Source organism: Pedobacter sp. BS3 (genome assembly GCF_008274585.1).
Classification (GTDB): domain Bacteria; phylum Bacteroidota; class Bacteroidia; order Sphingobacteriales; family Sphingobacteriaceae; genus Hufsiella_A.
The window spans coordinates 69,229-83,772 of the sequence record NZ_VTRT01000001.1; the positions used below are offsets into that span (position 1 = coordinate 69,229).

At 43.2% G+C, this 14,544-nt stretch carries 14 protein-coding genes; 10 read left to right on the plus strand and 4 right to left on the minus strand.

What is annotated here, in order from left to right; genetic code table 11:
• The first annotated feature begins 34 nt into the window (after positions 1-34).
• The 8 genes from FW774_RS00275 (at position 35) to FW774_RS00310 (ending at position 10,398) form a co-directional block, all read left to right on the plus strand.
• Complete coding sequence (locus FW774_RS00275) at positions 35-709, plus strand: hypothetical protein (RefSeq protein WP_149346169.1); 675 nt, start codon at positions 35-37, stop codon at positions 707-709.
• A 425-nt stretch (positions 710-1,134) separates the two neighbouring features.
• Positions 1,135-3,585: a bifunctional aspartate kinase/homoserine dehydrogenase I gene (thrA, locus tag FW774_RS00280; RefSeq protein WP_149346170.1), complete on the plus strand. Its 2,451-nt coding sequence runs from the start codon at positions 1,135-1,137 to the stop codon at positions 3,583-3,585.
• Between the two features lie 267 nt (positions 3,586-3,852).
• Positions 3,853-4,704 carry a class I SAM-dependent methyltransferase gene (locus tag FW774_RS00285; protein ID WP_149346171.1) on the plus strand — a complete coding sequence of 284 codons (852 nt, stop codon included), beginning with the start codon at positions 3,853-3,855 and terminating at the stop codon, positions 4,702-4,704.
• A gap of 64 nt (positions 4,705-4,768) precedes the next feature.
• Positions 4,769-5,704: a homoserine kinase gene (locus FW774_RS00290; RefSeq protein ID WP_149346172.1), complete on the plus strand. Its 936-nt coding sequence runs from the start codon at positions 4,769-4,771 to the stop codon at positions 5,702-5,704.
• Positions 5,705-5,785: 81 nt separating this feature from the next.
• Positions 5,786-7,096, plus strand: coding sequence for a threonine synthase (gene thrC / locus FW774_RS00295; protein WP_149346173.1), 1,311 nt, complete (start codon positions 5,786-5,788; stop codon positions 7,094-7,096).
• Between the two features lie 883 nt (positions 7,097-7,979).
• Positions 7,980-8,693, plus strand: coding sequence for a hypothetical protein (locus FW774_RS00300; RefSeq protein ID WP_149346174.1), 714 nt, complete (start codon positions 7,980-7,982; stop codon positions 8,691-8,693).
• A 2-nt stretch (positions 8,694-8,695) separates the two neighbouring features.
• The gene (locus FW774_RS00305) at positions 8,696-9,091 is read left to right on the plus strand and encodes a hypothetical protein (protein ID WP_149346175.1); all 396 of its coding nucleotides are present in this window, start codon (positions 8,696-8,698) and stop codon (positions 9,089-9,091) included.
• Complete coding sequence (locus tag FW774_RS00310) at positions 9,076-10,398, plus strand: T9SS type A sorting domain-containing protein (protein WP_149346176.1); 1,323 nt, start codon at positions 9,076-9,078, stop codon at positions 10,396-10,398. The genes FW774_RS00305 and FW774_RS00310 overlap by 16 nt, the downstream gene beginning before the upstream one ends.
• A gap of 64 nt (positions 10,399-10,462) precedes the next feature.
• Here the strand turns inward: FW774_RS00310 and FW774_RS20290 are convergent, their stop codons facing one another.
• Genes FW774_RS20290 through mqnB form a run of 4 tightly spaced genes read right to left on the minus strand, consistent with a single transcriptional unit; the run spans position 10,463 to position 13,156 of the window.
• Positions 10,463-10,630, minus strand: coding sequence for a hypothetical protein (locus tag FW774_RS20290; protein ID WP_187774762.1), 168 nt, complete (start codon positions 10,628-10,630; stop codon positions 10,463-10,465).
• Between the two features lie 14 nt (positions 10,631-10,644).
• Positions 10,645-11,610, minus strand: coding sequence for an ADP-glyceromanno-heptose 6-epimerase (rfaD, locus tag FW774_RS00315; RefSeq protein ID WP_149346177.1), 966 nt, complete (start codon positions 11,608-11,610; stop codon positions 10,645-10,647).
• 11 nt (positions 11,611-11,621) lie between these two features.
• On the minus strand, positions 11,622-12,521 hold the full coding sequence (locus FW774_RS00320) for a menaquinone biosynthesis family protein (protein ID WP_149346178.1): 900 nt from the start codon (positions 12,519-12,521) through the stop codon (positions 11,622-11,624).
• A complete protein-coding gene (mqnB, locus tag FW774_RS00325; RefSeq protein ID WP_149346179.1) occupies positions 12,518-13,156 on the minus strand; it encodes a futalosine hydrolase in 639 nt (212 codons plus the stop codon). The genes FW774_RS00320 and mqnB overlap by 4 nt, the downstream gene beginning before the upstream one ends.
• 83 nt (positions 13,157-13,239) lie before the next feature.
• On the opposite strand from mqnB, the gene FW774_RS00330 reads away from it, so the two are divergent.
• Together FW774_RS00330 and folE are read left to right on the plus strand one after the other, a co-directional pair.
• Positions 13,240-13,653, plus strand: a complete 414-nt coding sequence (locus tag FW774_RS00330) for a 6-pyruvoyl trahydropterin synthase family protein (RefSeq protein ID WP_149346180.1) — start codon at positions 13,240-13,242, stop codon at positions 13,651-13,653.
• 125 nt (positions 13,654-13,778) lie between these two features.
• The gene (folE, locus tag FW774_RS00335; protein WP_242457660.1) at positions 13,779-14,420 is read left to right on the plus strand and encodes a GTP cyclohydrolase I FolE; all 642 of its coding nucleotides are present in this window, start codon (positions 13,779-13,781) and stop codon (positions 14,418-14,420) included.
• Positions 14,421-14,544 lie beyond the last annotated feature (124 nt).

Below are 14,544 nucleotides of genomic sequence, written 5' to 3' on the forward strand. Positions count from 1 at the left end.
AGACAAACGATATCATTAAAAAATTGCTATAATTTTGCAGCAATTTTTAAAAATTTTGCTGCTTTTTTACAGCAAAACAGATACATGCACTTTTAGGTCTCCAAGCTATTATCCTTTTTTCAGGGAAAATAAAAACACGTATAGTTTACGGCTTGAAAAAGTAGTACGGCTAATTATTGAAGATGATCTACAATTTATAGCGGGATTTAATCCGCATCACGCCCGGAAAATTTACCAGCTGCTGTACATTCTTGCCACAAATGTCCCGTTTAAGCCCAATATTACCAAACTCAGCGAAAAAACCGGCATTCACAGAAATACTATTGTGGAATATATGCACTACCTGGATAGCGCCCGGCTTATCAACTCACTTACAGCAGCAGGAAAAAGTATCAGCACGTTGCAAAAACCTGATAAAATCTTCTTAGAAAATACGAATCTCCTGTTCACCCTGGCACCCGACAGGGCCAACAGGGGCTCTCTGCGGGAAGCGTTTTTCATGAACCAGCTTAGCAATACCAAACATCAAATCAGCTTACCGCTTAAGGGGGACTTTTTAATAGATAACACCTATACTTTTGAAACAGGTGGAAAAAACAAAACAACTAAGCAAATCGAGCATATCGGGAATGGATTTGTTGTTTCAGACGACCTCGAAGCAGGCATAAATAATAAAATACCATTATGGCTGTTCGGGTTGCTTTATTGATTCCTTTCTATGTTTTTCGGCGGCAAGCTGAGGAGCTACGACGTTTAAAAATCTGTGACGTTTATATATTGTTGCATTGTCCTTGCTACCTAAACCTGATTGAAGCGGACACCGGCCTTGTGCGGTTAGGCCCCACGAGGTATCGGGGCAGGCAGCAGGCGTATGAGCGGAAAGCAGGGCCGCATTGACCAATATATTACTGCCCTTGCTTTTCTGTAAAAAATATTTGCTTATTTGAGATTTTACTGCTTATTTTACGCCGTCTTTTGAGAGACGAAAATTTAACGATGTTTAATACTTCAATTATTACCATAACAACCACCACAACCACCGGAATTTTTTCGGAGGAAGGTTTGTAATGGAATAATATAAGATAGTTACATAGGCCTTCCTCCTGCAAGGGGAAGGCTTTTTTATTTACGCTGATGAAAGTTTTAAAATTTGGTGGCACTTCGGTTGGTTCGGTAAACAGCATACTTACCCTGCTTGATATTGTTAAACACGAAAGTTTGGGCAGCGACAAGCCTGTTGTGGTGCTTTCAGCAATGGGTGGTGTTACCAACCTGCTGCAGGCTATGGCCGATAAGGCTGCCGCTGGCGGAAGTTATGCCGAACAGCTAAAGGAGCTGGAAAAACGGCATTTTGACACCGTGAAGGCCCTGCTTGAAGTGCAGAAACAAAACCCGGTATTTACCCGCCTGAAGTTATTTTTTAACGAGCTGGAGGATTTGTTACAAGGCGTTTACAGCTTACGCGAGCTTACCCCACGCACCAAAGACCTGATACTGAGCTATGGCGAGCGTTGCTCTGCCTTTATGGTGAGCAAAATTGCTGAACAGCATTTGCCGGAGGTTGTTTTTCTGGATGCCTCGCAGGTGATTAAAACAGATAACAGCTACGGTAACGCCCGTGTAAATACGGAGTTGAGCAATCTATTAATTCAGGGTTTTGTGGCCGAGCATCCGGGCAAAGTGATTTTTGTGACCGGCTTCATTGCCAGTGATGATGAGGGCCGGATGACTACTTTAGGTCGTGGGGGAAGTGATTATACCGCGGCTATTTTCGGCGCTGCATTGCATGCGGAAGAGATTCAGATATGGACCGATGTAAACGGTATGATGACTGCCGACCCACGGCTGGTGAAGAAAGCGTTCCCGTTGCCGGAATTGTCGTACACTGAGGCGATGGAGCTGTCGTTTTTCGGGGCTAAGGTGATTTACCCGCCCACCATGATTCCGGCATTCCTGAAAAAAATACCGATTGTTATTAAAAACACGTTCGATACTTCGTTTCCGGGAACCGTTATCCGCCATGATTGTGCCGGCTCAAACCTGGCCATAAAAGGCATTTCATCCATCAACGATATCAGCGTAATTAACCTGACCGGAAGCGGTATGGTCGGCAAATCGGGTTTCAGCGGACGCTTATTTTCCTTGTTTGCCCGTGAGCAGATTAACGTTATCCTCATTACACAGTCTTCGTCAGAGCACAGCATTACGTTTGCCATCAATCCGGCGGATGCGGCTAAAGCCCAGGCCCTGATAGCGCAGGAATTTGAGCTGGAGCTACAAGCTAAAAAGCTGGAATATCCTGCCGTAGAAAGCGATTTATCGGTGCTGGCTATTGTAGGCGAAAACATGAAGCAAACTCCCGGTATAGCCGGAAAGCTGTTCCATGCCCTGGGCCGTAACGGTATCAATGTGCGGGCTATAGCGCAAGGCTCGTCAGAGTATAATATTTCGGTGATTATATCCAGGCAGGATATGGCCAAAGCGCTGAACGCCGTTCACGATGCCTATTTCACCGACCTGAAAAAAACACTGAACGTATTCTGCGTGGGAACCGGGAATATCGGCAGCACCTTGTTTCGCCAGTTGGCCGAGCATAGCGATTTCCTGCAACAACACAATGGCATTGTGGTAAAAATCGCGGGCATCAGCAATCGCCGTAAAATGGTTTTCGATGCCAACGGGCTATCGCTGGAACGCTGGCGTGAGCAACTGGAAGAATCGGGCGAACAGGCAAACCTGGCCGAGTTTATTGCACGCATGAAAGCCATGAACCTGCCCAACTGCGTATTTATTGACAATACTGCCAGTCCCAACCCCATAGATTTTTACGAAGAGGTACTACGGTCGAACATATCCATTGTTACCTGCAACAAAATCGGCAATTCGGCATCGTACCAGCAGTATAAAACCTTCCGGGATACCGCTCACAAACACGGCGTTGATTTTTATTATGAAACAAATGTTGGCGCCGGACTGCCCATTATCCGCACCTTAAAGGATTTGATGATGAGCGGCGATAAGGTTTCACGCATCGAGGCTATCCTTTCGGGAACTATTTCGTTCATCTTTAATAATTATAAGGGCGATGTCGCCTTTCACGAGGTTGTTAAAGAGGCTCAGGATAAAGGTTACACCGAGCCTGACCCGCGTGACGATTTGAACGGAAAGGATTTTATGCGTAAAATGCTTATCCTGGCCCGGGATGCCGGTTATCCGCTCGAAGCGGAAGATGTGAAAATAGACAACATACTTCCTGAAGCCTGCCTGAAAGCCGCCACCGTAGAAGATTTTTACAAGGAGCTTGAGGCTAATGCCGGTTATTTCGAGAACCTGAAACAGCAGGCGGAAAGCGCCGGAAAAGTGCTGCGCTACATTGGCAAACTGGAAGACGGCCAGGCTTCTATCAGTCTGCAAATGGTGGATGAAAATCATCCGTTCTACATGCTTTCGGGCAGCGACAATATTATTTCGTTCACCACCGACCGGTATAAAGACCGGCCAATGGTAGTGAAAGGCCCCGGTGCCGGAGCAGAAGTTACCGCGGCTGGCGTATTTGCCGATTTGATTAACGTGGGAGCGCATTAAATAGAAACAAGAATATAGAGACAAGAAACAAGAATAGCTTATAGTCCGGAAGTTGGGAAGACCGAAAGTCCGGAAGCAAAATAGAAACAAGAAGATAGAAACAAGAAAGGTTAAAGGCGGAAAGGAAGAAGGTTGTAGGGTTTAAGTTTTAGGTTTTAGCCTCGCGACAGGAGACTCATAACCTGCAGCAATTTAGCAATAGAACAATTCAGCAATCTAAAATCGCAATACTCAATACCCACTACTCAATACCGGATTAAGAGGCTTATGGAACAAAACAAAAAGATAGCAGAACCAGACAATACAGCAGTGAGAACGGCTTTATGGCGGGCGTTGCATAGGCAGGTTGATGCTGAACCACATATCCTTGAAGATGAGGTTGGGTTACAATTGATAGCTCCGCCTGATGGCTGGCAGGAACGTCCCGATATGAAATTTACCAAACGCCTGCGAGCTTCTATCATAGCCCGAGCCCGTTTTATTGAGGACTTAATTATTGAGCAAAGCCAACAGGGAATCAGTCAGTATGTTATTCTTGGTGCGGGATTGGACACCTTTGCACAACGCCGGCCGGATATCGCGTCTAAGCTTCATATCTATGAAATCGACCAGCCGGATACGCAAATCTGGAAACAGCAACGGTTAACTGAACTCGGTTTCGGTATCCCGGAAGGGTTGCATTTTGTTTCCGTTAATTTTGAGACTTCGTCCTGGTGGGAAGAATTATTAAAAGCAGGATTTGACATCAGTAAGCCCGCTGTTGTTGCCTGTACAGGAGTTACACTGTATCTCACAAAAGAAGCAATTAGTTCTACGCTAAGGCAGATTGCAATGCTTGCCCCTGGCTCTACACTGGCTATGACCTTTTACCTGCCCATAGAGCTGCTTGATGAGGAAGACCAGCCTATGCAGGAAATAGCAGAAAAAGGTGCCCGTGCGGCAGGGACCCCGTTTGTGAGCTTTTTTGCACCGGATGAAATATTGGCCATGGCCCGTGAAGCAGGCTTTAAAGACGCCAAAACCATATCAACAAAAGATATGGAGCAATACTATTTTACAAACAGAACCGATAATCTGTTACCCGCAAGCGGGGAAGTATTTTTATTGGCAGCAACATAGAAGCAAGAGAGGTGGAAGGTAGAAGGCGTAAGGCGAACAACAAACAACGAAAGATGAACAACAAATGAAAAATTCTATAAAGGTTTTTGCACCGGCTACTGTAGCCAACGTGGTATGCGGTTTTGATGTGCTGGGCTTTGCCGTGAATGAGCCCGGCGACGAAGTCATCATGCAGCTAACAGACAAGCCCGGTGTAGTTATTACCAAAATTACCGGCGATAACGGTCGTTTGCCGCTGGATGCATCAAAAAATACCGTAAGTGCCAGCGTACAACATTATTTGCATCATATTAACCGTCCGGATATCGGTGTCAGCATTGAGCTGCACAAAAAAATGCCTATCGGCAGCGGACTGGGCTCCAGCTCTGCCAGTACGGTTGCCGGTTTGTTTGCCATTAATTCGTTAATGAATAACCAGCTTTCTGCCAACGAGCTGCTCCCTTTCGCTATGAAAGGCGAAGAATTGGCCTGCGGATATGGTCATGCTGATAATGTAGCCCCGGCCCTGATGGGTGGTTTTGTACTGATACGCAGTTATGAGCCGCTGGATATCATCCGTTTGCCGCATCCCGACAATATGTATGCCGCTATCGTTTATCCCGAAGTGGATGTTCCTACCAAAGATGCCCGGCAAATGATACGAAGCAAGGTTTTATTGAAAGATGCCGTTACCCAGTGGGGAAATATTGCCGGCCTGGTGAGCGGACTTTTCATGAAAGATTTCGACCTGATTGGCCGCAGCATGACCGATGTGCTGGTTGAGCCAACCCGCTCTATTCTCATTCCCGATTTTTATAAGCTGCGGGAAATTGCCCTCAGCAATGGCGGTATCAGCTTTGGTATTTCGGGCTCCGGCCCGTCGGTTTTTGCTTTCGCGAAAGATGAGAACACAGCCCATAACATCACTCAACAAATACAACAACATCTTTCCGGGTTAAAAATCGGAAGCAAAGCGTTTATTTCTAAAGTAAACGAAGGAGGCCCAAGAATATTAGACTAAAGGTATATGGTTGCAAGGTATAGGATTGAAGGCACTGGCCTGAACCTTAGACCTTAAACCTTAAACCTTAAACCTTAAATTATGGAATTATACAGCACCAATAATAAAAATACCCGCGTTTCTTTTAAGGAAGCCGTTTTTAACAGCATGCCGCAGGATAAAGGCCTGTACATGCCGGTAGAAATACCGCAACTGGAACAGGATTTTATCGATAATATCGGACAATATTCATTACAGGAAATTGCTTTTAAGGTAGCATCTGCACTTTTGCAGGACAGTATACCTGCTGGTGATTTGAAGGCCATTGTTGAAGATGCTACCAATTTCCCGGCGCCGGTGGTATCGCTTAATGAACGAACTGCCGTACTGGAATTATTCCACGGGCCATCGCTGGCTTTCAAGGATTTCGGAGCACGCTTTATGAGCCGGGTAATGAGCTATTTCCTGAAACCCGGTGAAAAACAGCTGGATGTGCTGGTCGCCACTTCGGGCGATACCGGCGGAGCTGTAGCACTCGGCTTTTTAGGCGTCCCGGGAACCCGCGTAACCATTCTATATCCTAAAGGCAAGGTAAGTCCCATACAGGAATTACAGCTGACCACTAACGGACAAAACATCCGTGCCATAGAAGTCGACGGTACTTTCGACGATTGCCAGGCACTGGTTAAGCAAGCCTTTACCGATGCTGAACTGAACGAAAAATTCCGCTTAACTTCGGCTAACTCCATCAATATATCCCGGCTGATACCGCAAACATTCTATTATTTTAACGCGTACGCTCAATTGCAGCGACAAGGAAAAAAAGATGTGGTATTCTCTGTCCCGAGCGGTAACTTCGGCAATATCGGGGCCGGTTTCCTGGCATACAAAATGGGTCTGCCGGTAAAGCAATTTATTGCCGCAACCAATATTAACGATACCGTTCCGCGTTTCCTCGAAAGCGGAAAGTACCAACCTAAACCATCCGTACAAACCTATGCCAACGCCATGGACGTGGGTGCTCCGAGTAACTGGGTGCGTATTATGGATATGTTTGATAACAAACGGGAAAAGGTTTTAGAGATATTAGAGGGTTATCGTTTTACCGATGAGGAAACCTTGCAAGCTATAAAAATCCTGCATGGACAGTTTCATTATATCGCCTGTCCGCATACGGCTATTGCCTGGCTGGCAACACAAGCCTATTTCAAAAAACATCCTGAAAGTACGGCCACAGCGGTTTTCCTGTCAACAGCGCATCCCTGCAAATTCCCGGATATTTTCCCTGCTGATATAGCTGCTGAGATTGAAATACCGGAGCAGGTACAATCCCTGGAAGGCAAGCCGAAACAGGTACATCAATCAGGCGCTGATTTTGCCGGATTTAAGCGGTATTTGCTTGCGGAGGGATAATCTCAAACCAGCAGCGGGTTTAGCTTAACTGTCCGGAGTGTTCAGCGGGAGCGTCACTCCGGATTAGTAAGATGATGATGAGTTTTTGAACTCATAGAAATATACGTGGCATATCGGCGTGAGATTTTGTATTTATTTTACGAGAGTATAACGCCCCGGTTTGTGTCTTCACGAACCGCTATAAGGAAGCTTCGTGAAGACACGAAGCTTGGCTTTGGCAGCAGCGGGTTTAGCTTAACTAGTCCGGAGTGTTTAGCGGGAGCGTCACTCCGGATTAGTAAGATGATGATGAGTTTTTGAACTCATAGAAATATACGTGGCATATCGGCGTGAGATTTTGCATTTATTTTACGAGAGTATAACGCCCCGGTTTGTGTCTTCACGAACCGCTATAAGGAAGCTTCGTGAAGACACGAAGCTTGGCTTTGGCAGCAGCGGGTTTAGCTTAACTAGTCCGGAGTGTTCAGCGGGAGCGTCACTCCGGATTAGTAAGATGATGATGAGTTTTTGAACTCATAGAAACATACGTGGCATACCGGCGTGAGATTTTGCATTTATTTTACGAGAGTATAACGCCCCGGTTTGTGTCTTCACGAACCGCTATAAGGAAGCTTCGTGAAGACACGAAGCTTGGCTTTGGTGATTTTTAAAGTTTCGAACACTCCTAATTATAAATCCAAAATAGCAAAACTGAGGCTGATAATCAATATGATTATGCCAATTCTAAATAATTTATTAACTGAAAATTACAGCACCTTAGCCTCAACTAACCCAGGCGAACAAAATGCCTGTATCTATAATAACAAGTATTTTAATGCTTTTTAGATAGAACGAAATAAGCAGACTATTTTAACTAACGTATAATCTTATAAACTCAATTAATATGAAGAAAATTTTATTTTCTATTTTATGCTGCCCTGCTTTTATGCTTTTTGTAAAAGCACAGGTATATACTTACCCTATTCAGTCCGGCACAGAAAACTGGAAAAAATTAAAAAGCCATTCTGAAATGCTAAAAGCAACAAAGTTGCCTATGGAATATCTAAATGTTCAATCAGCAGATTTGCTTCAAAGTTGTTTGTCATATCCTCTGCTATTCGACTATACAGCTTATAATAACCCATATTATGGCTTCAAAAAAGTGGTTCTCCAATCAAATGTTCTTTCAGAATTCATGAAAAGAAAGGACAACGGTATGGCCCTGCTGAATTATTATAAGAGTGTCGATATTAATTCCATCAATCTCTTGAAAAATGAGATTGAGCAGGGTAACCTGACACTTACGCTCACTGCGGTTGAATTTATGATGAGTGACAGCACAGCGCTACGTAGTTTAAGTAAGGATAAAAGAACTGAATTAATGGATTACCTTAAGGACGTCATTATTTTAAAAGAGAAAAACGTACATACTTTTGGAACCAATGGGATAATAAGCAGTTTGTTTTTAGCATCGCGAATTTTAGACCTGTCAGGTAATGCTGAATGGAAAGAATTTTGTATCCGTAACGAAAGCATAGTAACCTTTATGAATAACTATGTACCCAATAAAGAACTCATCTCCAATATACAGGCATTTATAACACAATTAAAGAATTAAAAATGAAAAAAATACTGCTTATAATACTGGTCTCCTGTACCATGATGTTTTCATGCAAAAAAACTAAACCGGTTAAAGAAACCAATGAACAAACCACACTACCTTTTACCATAGCTACTTTTTGTGATGAAAAAACAATAGATACGATGCAATGGGTTCAGGATATTAAAGACGGGAAAACAGAATGTCAGCTTTACAAGGGGGCTACTTTAACTATGTTCTCTTCCGATAAAGGAAATATATTCTGCTTGGGGAATAATGCATCCTCTATAGGGGTGTGTAATGACATATTATACGACTGTTCCGGCAACAAACTTGGCAATTTGCCAGGAGGAAAAGTAGACGAAATATTTTATTCAACTTATTCTAAAGTAAAAATTATATGGCAAAAAGAATAATACTTGTAATAGCCGCTATTGTAGGTTTTGCAATTAGCCATAGTAACACATTACAAGGGCAAACGTTAACATACATATACACCCCTAAGGGTTCTGTCGTAAGTGATACCTATCTTGACCCTGAGTATACCAGTACAGAAATTGCAGCATACAACAACTATGTCGCTACTACTTATCCGTTAGCAACAAAGATAGCTGATGCCAGTCATACGTATAATTGCCATGCTTATGCATGGCACATGACCGAGGGCGGAAACGCTGTTTGGATCGGTGCGTCCAGCTCAACAGCCGAGGATATTTACTGGACAGATGGCAGCTACATGGAGGTTTGTAATCCTACTTTTCCTGCAAAGGTTTCATACGATTCAGACGACCATTCTGCCGTTACCACTTCAACCACAGGTATATTCCGCTCTAAATGGGGTCCATGGCCTTTAATGGAACATGATAAAGATTATACACCATATAATTCATCAAGTTTAATATATTATGTCAGAACCCCGTCTATCTCTATCTCCGGCCCATCCGCTTTTTGCGAAACAGCTACATATAGCATAGACAACCTACCCACGGGATTAAACGTAACCTGGTCGGCAACAGGAAATACAATATTTTCAGGCCCCAACACGGGTTCTACTGTTACCATTGCTAACAGTAGTACTGAAGTCATTACTTTAACTGTTACTAACGATTGTGGTATTACTTTACTGACAAAAAACATCCAGGTTGGAACTCCGTCTTTCCCCTATACGCCTGTGGGGGAGCTACACCCCAACGTTTTCGGAGATTCGTATGGTTATTACGCTCCTGATTATGCGGGAGCGGTATATGAATACAAGTGGCATGTTAACCGCACTACTGACGGTTTATCCGCTTCTGTTTGGAACGGTCCGCCCTTAGTTAACGCTGCCGATGTTGTTTTTAATTTCCCCGGATATTATATCGTGCAGGTGGAAATAATAACAGACTGTATGGAAAGCATTTGGAGCGACCCGCTACTTATTGAAGTTGATAACAGCGGGGCAGAGTGGAGGTCATATAGCTATTTCCCTAACCCTGCCAATAAAGAGCTAACTATCCAATATGTCGGAGAACAGGGAGCAGAAAAAACAGCAGTAACTGAAAAGGCAAAAGCAACCAAACAGTTTGAAGTGCTTTTAATCGACAATAAGGGCAATATATTGCGTTCAGCTAAAAATAGCAACCCAATAACTTTTAACACCCACGATATCTCTGACGGAATTTATTATTTGCACATTAAAGAAAAGGAGAAAACGGTTAAAAAACAGATAATAATAAAGCATTGACAAGCGCTGGTTCCTAAATAGCAAAAGAGATTATGTAAACAAAAGAATACTAAAACTTAGGTTATTAATGCTTTATATACAGCCCTATAATGGCCAACATTAATGCTACAAAAAAGCCAAACACCCAGCGAATAATATCGGTTTTAGATTCGGCTATTTTTACTTCAACTTTGGCGATATCCTCTTTGGTTGCAAGCATTTTGAGATTATCTTCATTACTCTTTTCAAGCATGATCTACTATAAATTTAATAATACCTCTGCGGCGCCAGGTAATTTTTTACGTAATCATCAATACCCTCTTCCAGACTGTGAAATGGTTTATGATAACCAATGGAAGCCAGCTTATCCATCGTAGCTTCGGTAAAATACTGGTATTTATCACGTATATCTTCCGGCGTAGGCACAAAAGTAATTTCAGGCTCTTTGCCAAGCGCTTTAAATGTATTGATGGCCAGGTCTAAAAAGGTGCGTGCTTTGCCTGACCCCAGGTTGTAAATCCCTGAGTCTTTACGGTGGTGCATGAAGAAATACAGCACTTCTACCACATCTTTCACATATACAAAATCGCGTTTTTGCTCGCCGTCCTTAACGTCTGCCCGGTGCGATTGGAAAAGCTTCATTTCGCCATTTTTCATGATCTGGTTATAGGTATGAAATATAACCGAAGCCATACGTCCCTTGTGATATTCATTGGGGCCATACACATTAAAGAATTTAATACCGGCCCAGAAATAGGGCTTTCGCTCCTGTTGCAAAGCCCAGATATCGAAATCATTTTTTGATTCACCGTAGGGATTTAACGGCTTGAGCTGAGGAATAATATCCTCCCTGTCTTCATATCCAAGCTCACCCAAACCATACGTTGCCGCCGAAGACGCGTACACCAGTGGCAGGCCAAATTCCACGCAAAGATTCCAGATAGTTTTAGAATATTCCAGGTTGAGCCTGTTTAAAATTGCATAATCAAACTCGGTGGTATCGGTACGTGCCCCTAAGTGAAATATAAACTGGATGTGAAGCTGATTTTCGCGTATCCATTGCGGCAGTTCATCACGATTTACCTGTTGCGAGAACCGCTTTCCGGCAAAATTTTTATTTTGTTCTTCACTGGAAAAATCATCAGCCAGTACCAGGTCATAATAACCTTCGTCGTTTAGTTTCTGTACCAGACAACTGCCAATAAAGCCGGCTGCACCTGTAATAACAATCATTTGCTTAAAAATTATAAGGAGGTCAAAAATAGGTCTTTTTTTATTTCGGGGATGAACTTTTTCTGTAAGGCGATATCAAAAAGCCGGGTAATTGCCTTGCGCCCCTCTGCACCAAGATTTACCGAATACTGGTTAACGTAAAGCTCAATGTGTTTATACATTACGGCCTCGTCCATTTCCTGTGCGTGCTGCCTGATAAACTCCAATCCCGATTTTGGATTTTCAAAGGCAAAATCAACACTGCGCCGCAATACCCGGTTTACTTTAAGCTTTACATCTTCAGGCAAATTACGGTTAATCACAATTCCGCCAAGCGGAATGGCACAACCGGTCTCTTTTTCCCAATAATCGCCCAGGTCGATAATCTTTTTCAGGCCTTTATCCTGGTAAGTGAACCGGTTTTCATGGATAATCAGTCCCACATCAATACGTTCATCCAGAAGCGATTGCTCGATGTCCGAAAAAAGCATTTCGATTTTATTCTGAAGTCCGGGAAAGGCTATCCCCATCAAAAAGTTGGCCGTGGTATATTTACCGGGAATACCAACTCGGAGATTTGAGATTTGAGATTTGAGATTTGAGACTTCGGATATACCGTCTAAAGCATCATGCCTAACATCTAATATCTTACGTCTGACATCCTCCTTTTTACAAATCAGTAATGGTCCCACGCCAAAACCCAAAGCGCTACCGGAGTCCAGTAAAACATACTTATCTACAGCGTAGGCAAAGGCATGAAAGCTCAGCTTGGTAATGTCCAGCTCGCCACGAAAGGCTTTTTGGTTAAGTGTTTCCACATCGTCAAAGAACACCTCAAATTCCAGGCCTTCGGTATCAATTTTATGATGAATCAGTGCATCGAATATGAAGGTATCGTTAGGACAGGGTGAAAAACCAAGACTTAATTTCATGGGTTACCGGTTAATTGGTCAAGATAGGTACTTACAAATTCATTCAGCTTTTTAATGGCTAACGGGATGTTCCAGTTATCGCGGTCACGCTGCTCTACAACATTAGAAATGGCACGAACCTGGACACAAGGCACATTGTTTTGGGCACAGGCATAGAAAAACGCGGCGCCTTCCATACTTTCTATGTCGGGATTATATTGCTGCATGGTTTTTTTGATGGTTGGTATATGCCCGTGAACTTTGTTTACAGTAATGGCCTTAGCTAAAGGCAAACCGGTTTCCGGGCTGCCCTTAATGGGATATTGTACTGCTGTGCCAAAACCAAGTGCATCTATCGGGATAAACTGCTCACCATCTTCGGCTCCCAATTCGGCAAACACGTCCTGTTCTACCTGCACGATATCGCCTAAAGCCAAAGAGCGATTGAAGCTGCCGGCTATGCCAGGATTAATGGCCAATTGATAGGTTGCTGTAGCAAGTTGTTTACCCATCGCGTAAGCGGTGGCTACCATACCCACGCCTGTAATCAGGATAGTGATACGATGCCGGTTGCGGTAATTATCACCAACAATAAACCCGGTATCTAACAACGGACTTATTTCGGCTTCGGTTGCAGCAACAAGCAGAATATCCATGCCGCAAAGATACGGCAACCTTTCGGGTTTTAACCCGTTGCTTTCAGCATTATCCGTATATTTGCACCACATTTTAAATTCAGATGATTTATATAACACGCAGAGAACGGTTTAATGCAGCTCACAAGCTGTTTCGTGAGGATTGGAGCGATGAACAAAACCTGGAGACTTTCGGTAAATGCTCAAACCCAAACTGGCACGGGCATAATTATGAGCTTTTTGTAACGGTTAAAGGCGAAGTTAACCCGGAAACGGGCTTTGTAATTGACCTTAAGGCACTAAAAAACATTATTTGCACACAGGTTACCAATAAGCTTGACCATCGCAATGTAAATCTTGATGTGGATTTCATGAAAGGTAAGATGGCCTCGACGGAAGTGCTGGCTATAGAAATTTTTAAGCAGTTGAAGCCGCATATTGAGCAACACGGCGCCGCATTACACAAAATCCTGCTTCGGGAAACCGAAAATAATTATGTTGAGTATTATGGAGAGTAAGTTAAGAAAGTCAAAATTAAAAAGTTAAAAGTCAAAAGGCCCATATCTTATTCTACTGAAATAACACTATTCAAGGGTAAAAGTTAAAAATACGTTTTTGACTTTTGCTGGCTAAAACGACAATAATGAATGAACCTGTAATTAACCACATGGCCGAAGAGAATGAAATGGACGGCTATGTTAAGATAGACCGGTATAATGATGCCAAAATAAAAGATATTGCCAATCATTATACCAGTATTCTGGCCGATATTGGCGAAGACCCAAGTCGCGAAGGTTTATTAAAAACTCCTGAACGGGTGGCAAAAGCGCTCCAGTTTTTAACGCATGGCTATGATATTAAGCCGGATGAGATTTTAAAAAGCGCCATGTTTAAGGAAGACTACAGCCAGATGGTTGTGGTTAAGGATATCGAAGTATATTCCATGTGCGAGCATCACATGCTTCCGTTTTTTGGCAAGGCGCATGTAGCGTATATTCCTAATGGGCATATTGTTGGCCTGAGCAAAATTCCACGTGTGGTAGATGCCTACGCCCGGCGCTTGCAGGTTCAGGAGCGCTTAACCAACGAAATACGCGACTGTATTCAAAATACCCTCAAACCAGCTGGTGTTGCCGTAGTAATTGAATGTAAGCATTTATGCATGGCTATGCGTGGCGCCCAGAAGCAAAATTCAGTGACTACCACATCGGCGTTTACCGGGGAATTTGTGAACGAAAAGACCAGGGCCGAGTTTTTACGATTAATCACGGCAAGCCTTGATTAATATGATTCATCCTACCGAACTTTACAGTGTTTTGAATTATCGATATATTTTTATTGCTTTATAAGGCATTAATGAGCCTTACGGGATTTTAAATTTGTAAACTATTAAGGTGGCTTGTGCGCAT

Coding starts and splice junctions, on each gene's coding strand:
- thrA (WP_149346170.1), top strand. CDS start 1,135: ATGAAAGTTTTAAAATTTGGTGGCACTTCGGTTGGTTCGGTAAACAGC.
- FW774_RS00285 (WP_149346171.1), top strand. CDS start 3,853: ATGGAACAAAACAAAAAGATAGCAGAACCAGACAATACAGCAGTGAGA.
- FW774_RS00290 (WP_149346172.1), top strand. CDS start 4,769: ATGAAAAATTCTATAAAGGTTTTTGCACCGGCTACTGTAGCCAACGTG.
- thrC (WP_149346173.1), top strand. CDS start 5,786: ATGGAATTATACAGCACCAATAATAAAAATACCCGCGTTTCTTTTAAG.
- FW774_RS00300 (WP_149346174.1), top strand. CDS start 7,980: ATGAAGAAAATTTTATTTTCTATTTTATGCTGCCCTGCTTTTATGCTT.
- FW774_RS00305 (WP_149346175.1), top strand. CDS start 8,696: ATGAAAAAAATACTGCTTATAATACTGGTCTCCTGTACCATGATGTTT.
- FW774_RS00310 (WP_149346176.1), top strand. CDS start 9,076: ATGGCAAAAAGAATAATACTTGTAATAGCCGCTATTGTAGGTTTTGCA.
- FW774_RS20290 (WP_187774762.1), bottom strand. CDS start 10,630: ATGCTTGAAAAGAGTAATGAAGATAATCTCAAAATGCTTGCAACCAAA.
- rfaD (WP_149346177.1), bottom strand. CDS start 11,610: ATGATTGTTATTACAGGTGCAGCCGGCTTTATTGGCAGTTGTCTGGTA.
- FW774_RS00320 (WP_149346178.1), bottom strand. CDS start 12,521: ATGAAATTAAGTCTTGGTTTTTCACCCTGTCCTAACGATACCTTCATA.
- mqnB (WP_149346179.1), bottom strand. CDS start 13,156: ATGGATATTCTGCTTGTTGCTGCAACCGAAGCCGAAATAAGTCCGTTG.
- FW774_RS00330 (WP_149346180.1), top strand. CDS start 13,240: ATGATTTATATAACACGCAGAGAACGGTTTAATGCAGCTCACAAGCTG.
- folE (WP_242457660.1), top strand. CDS start 13,779: ATGAATGAACCTGTAATTAACCACATGGCCGAAGAGAATGAAATGGAC.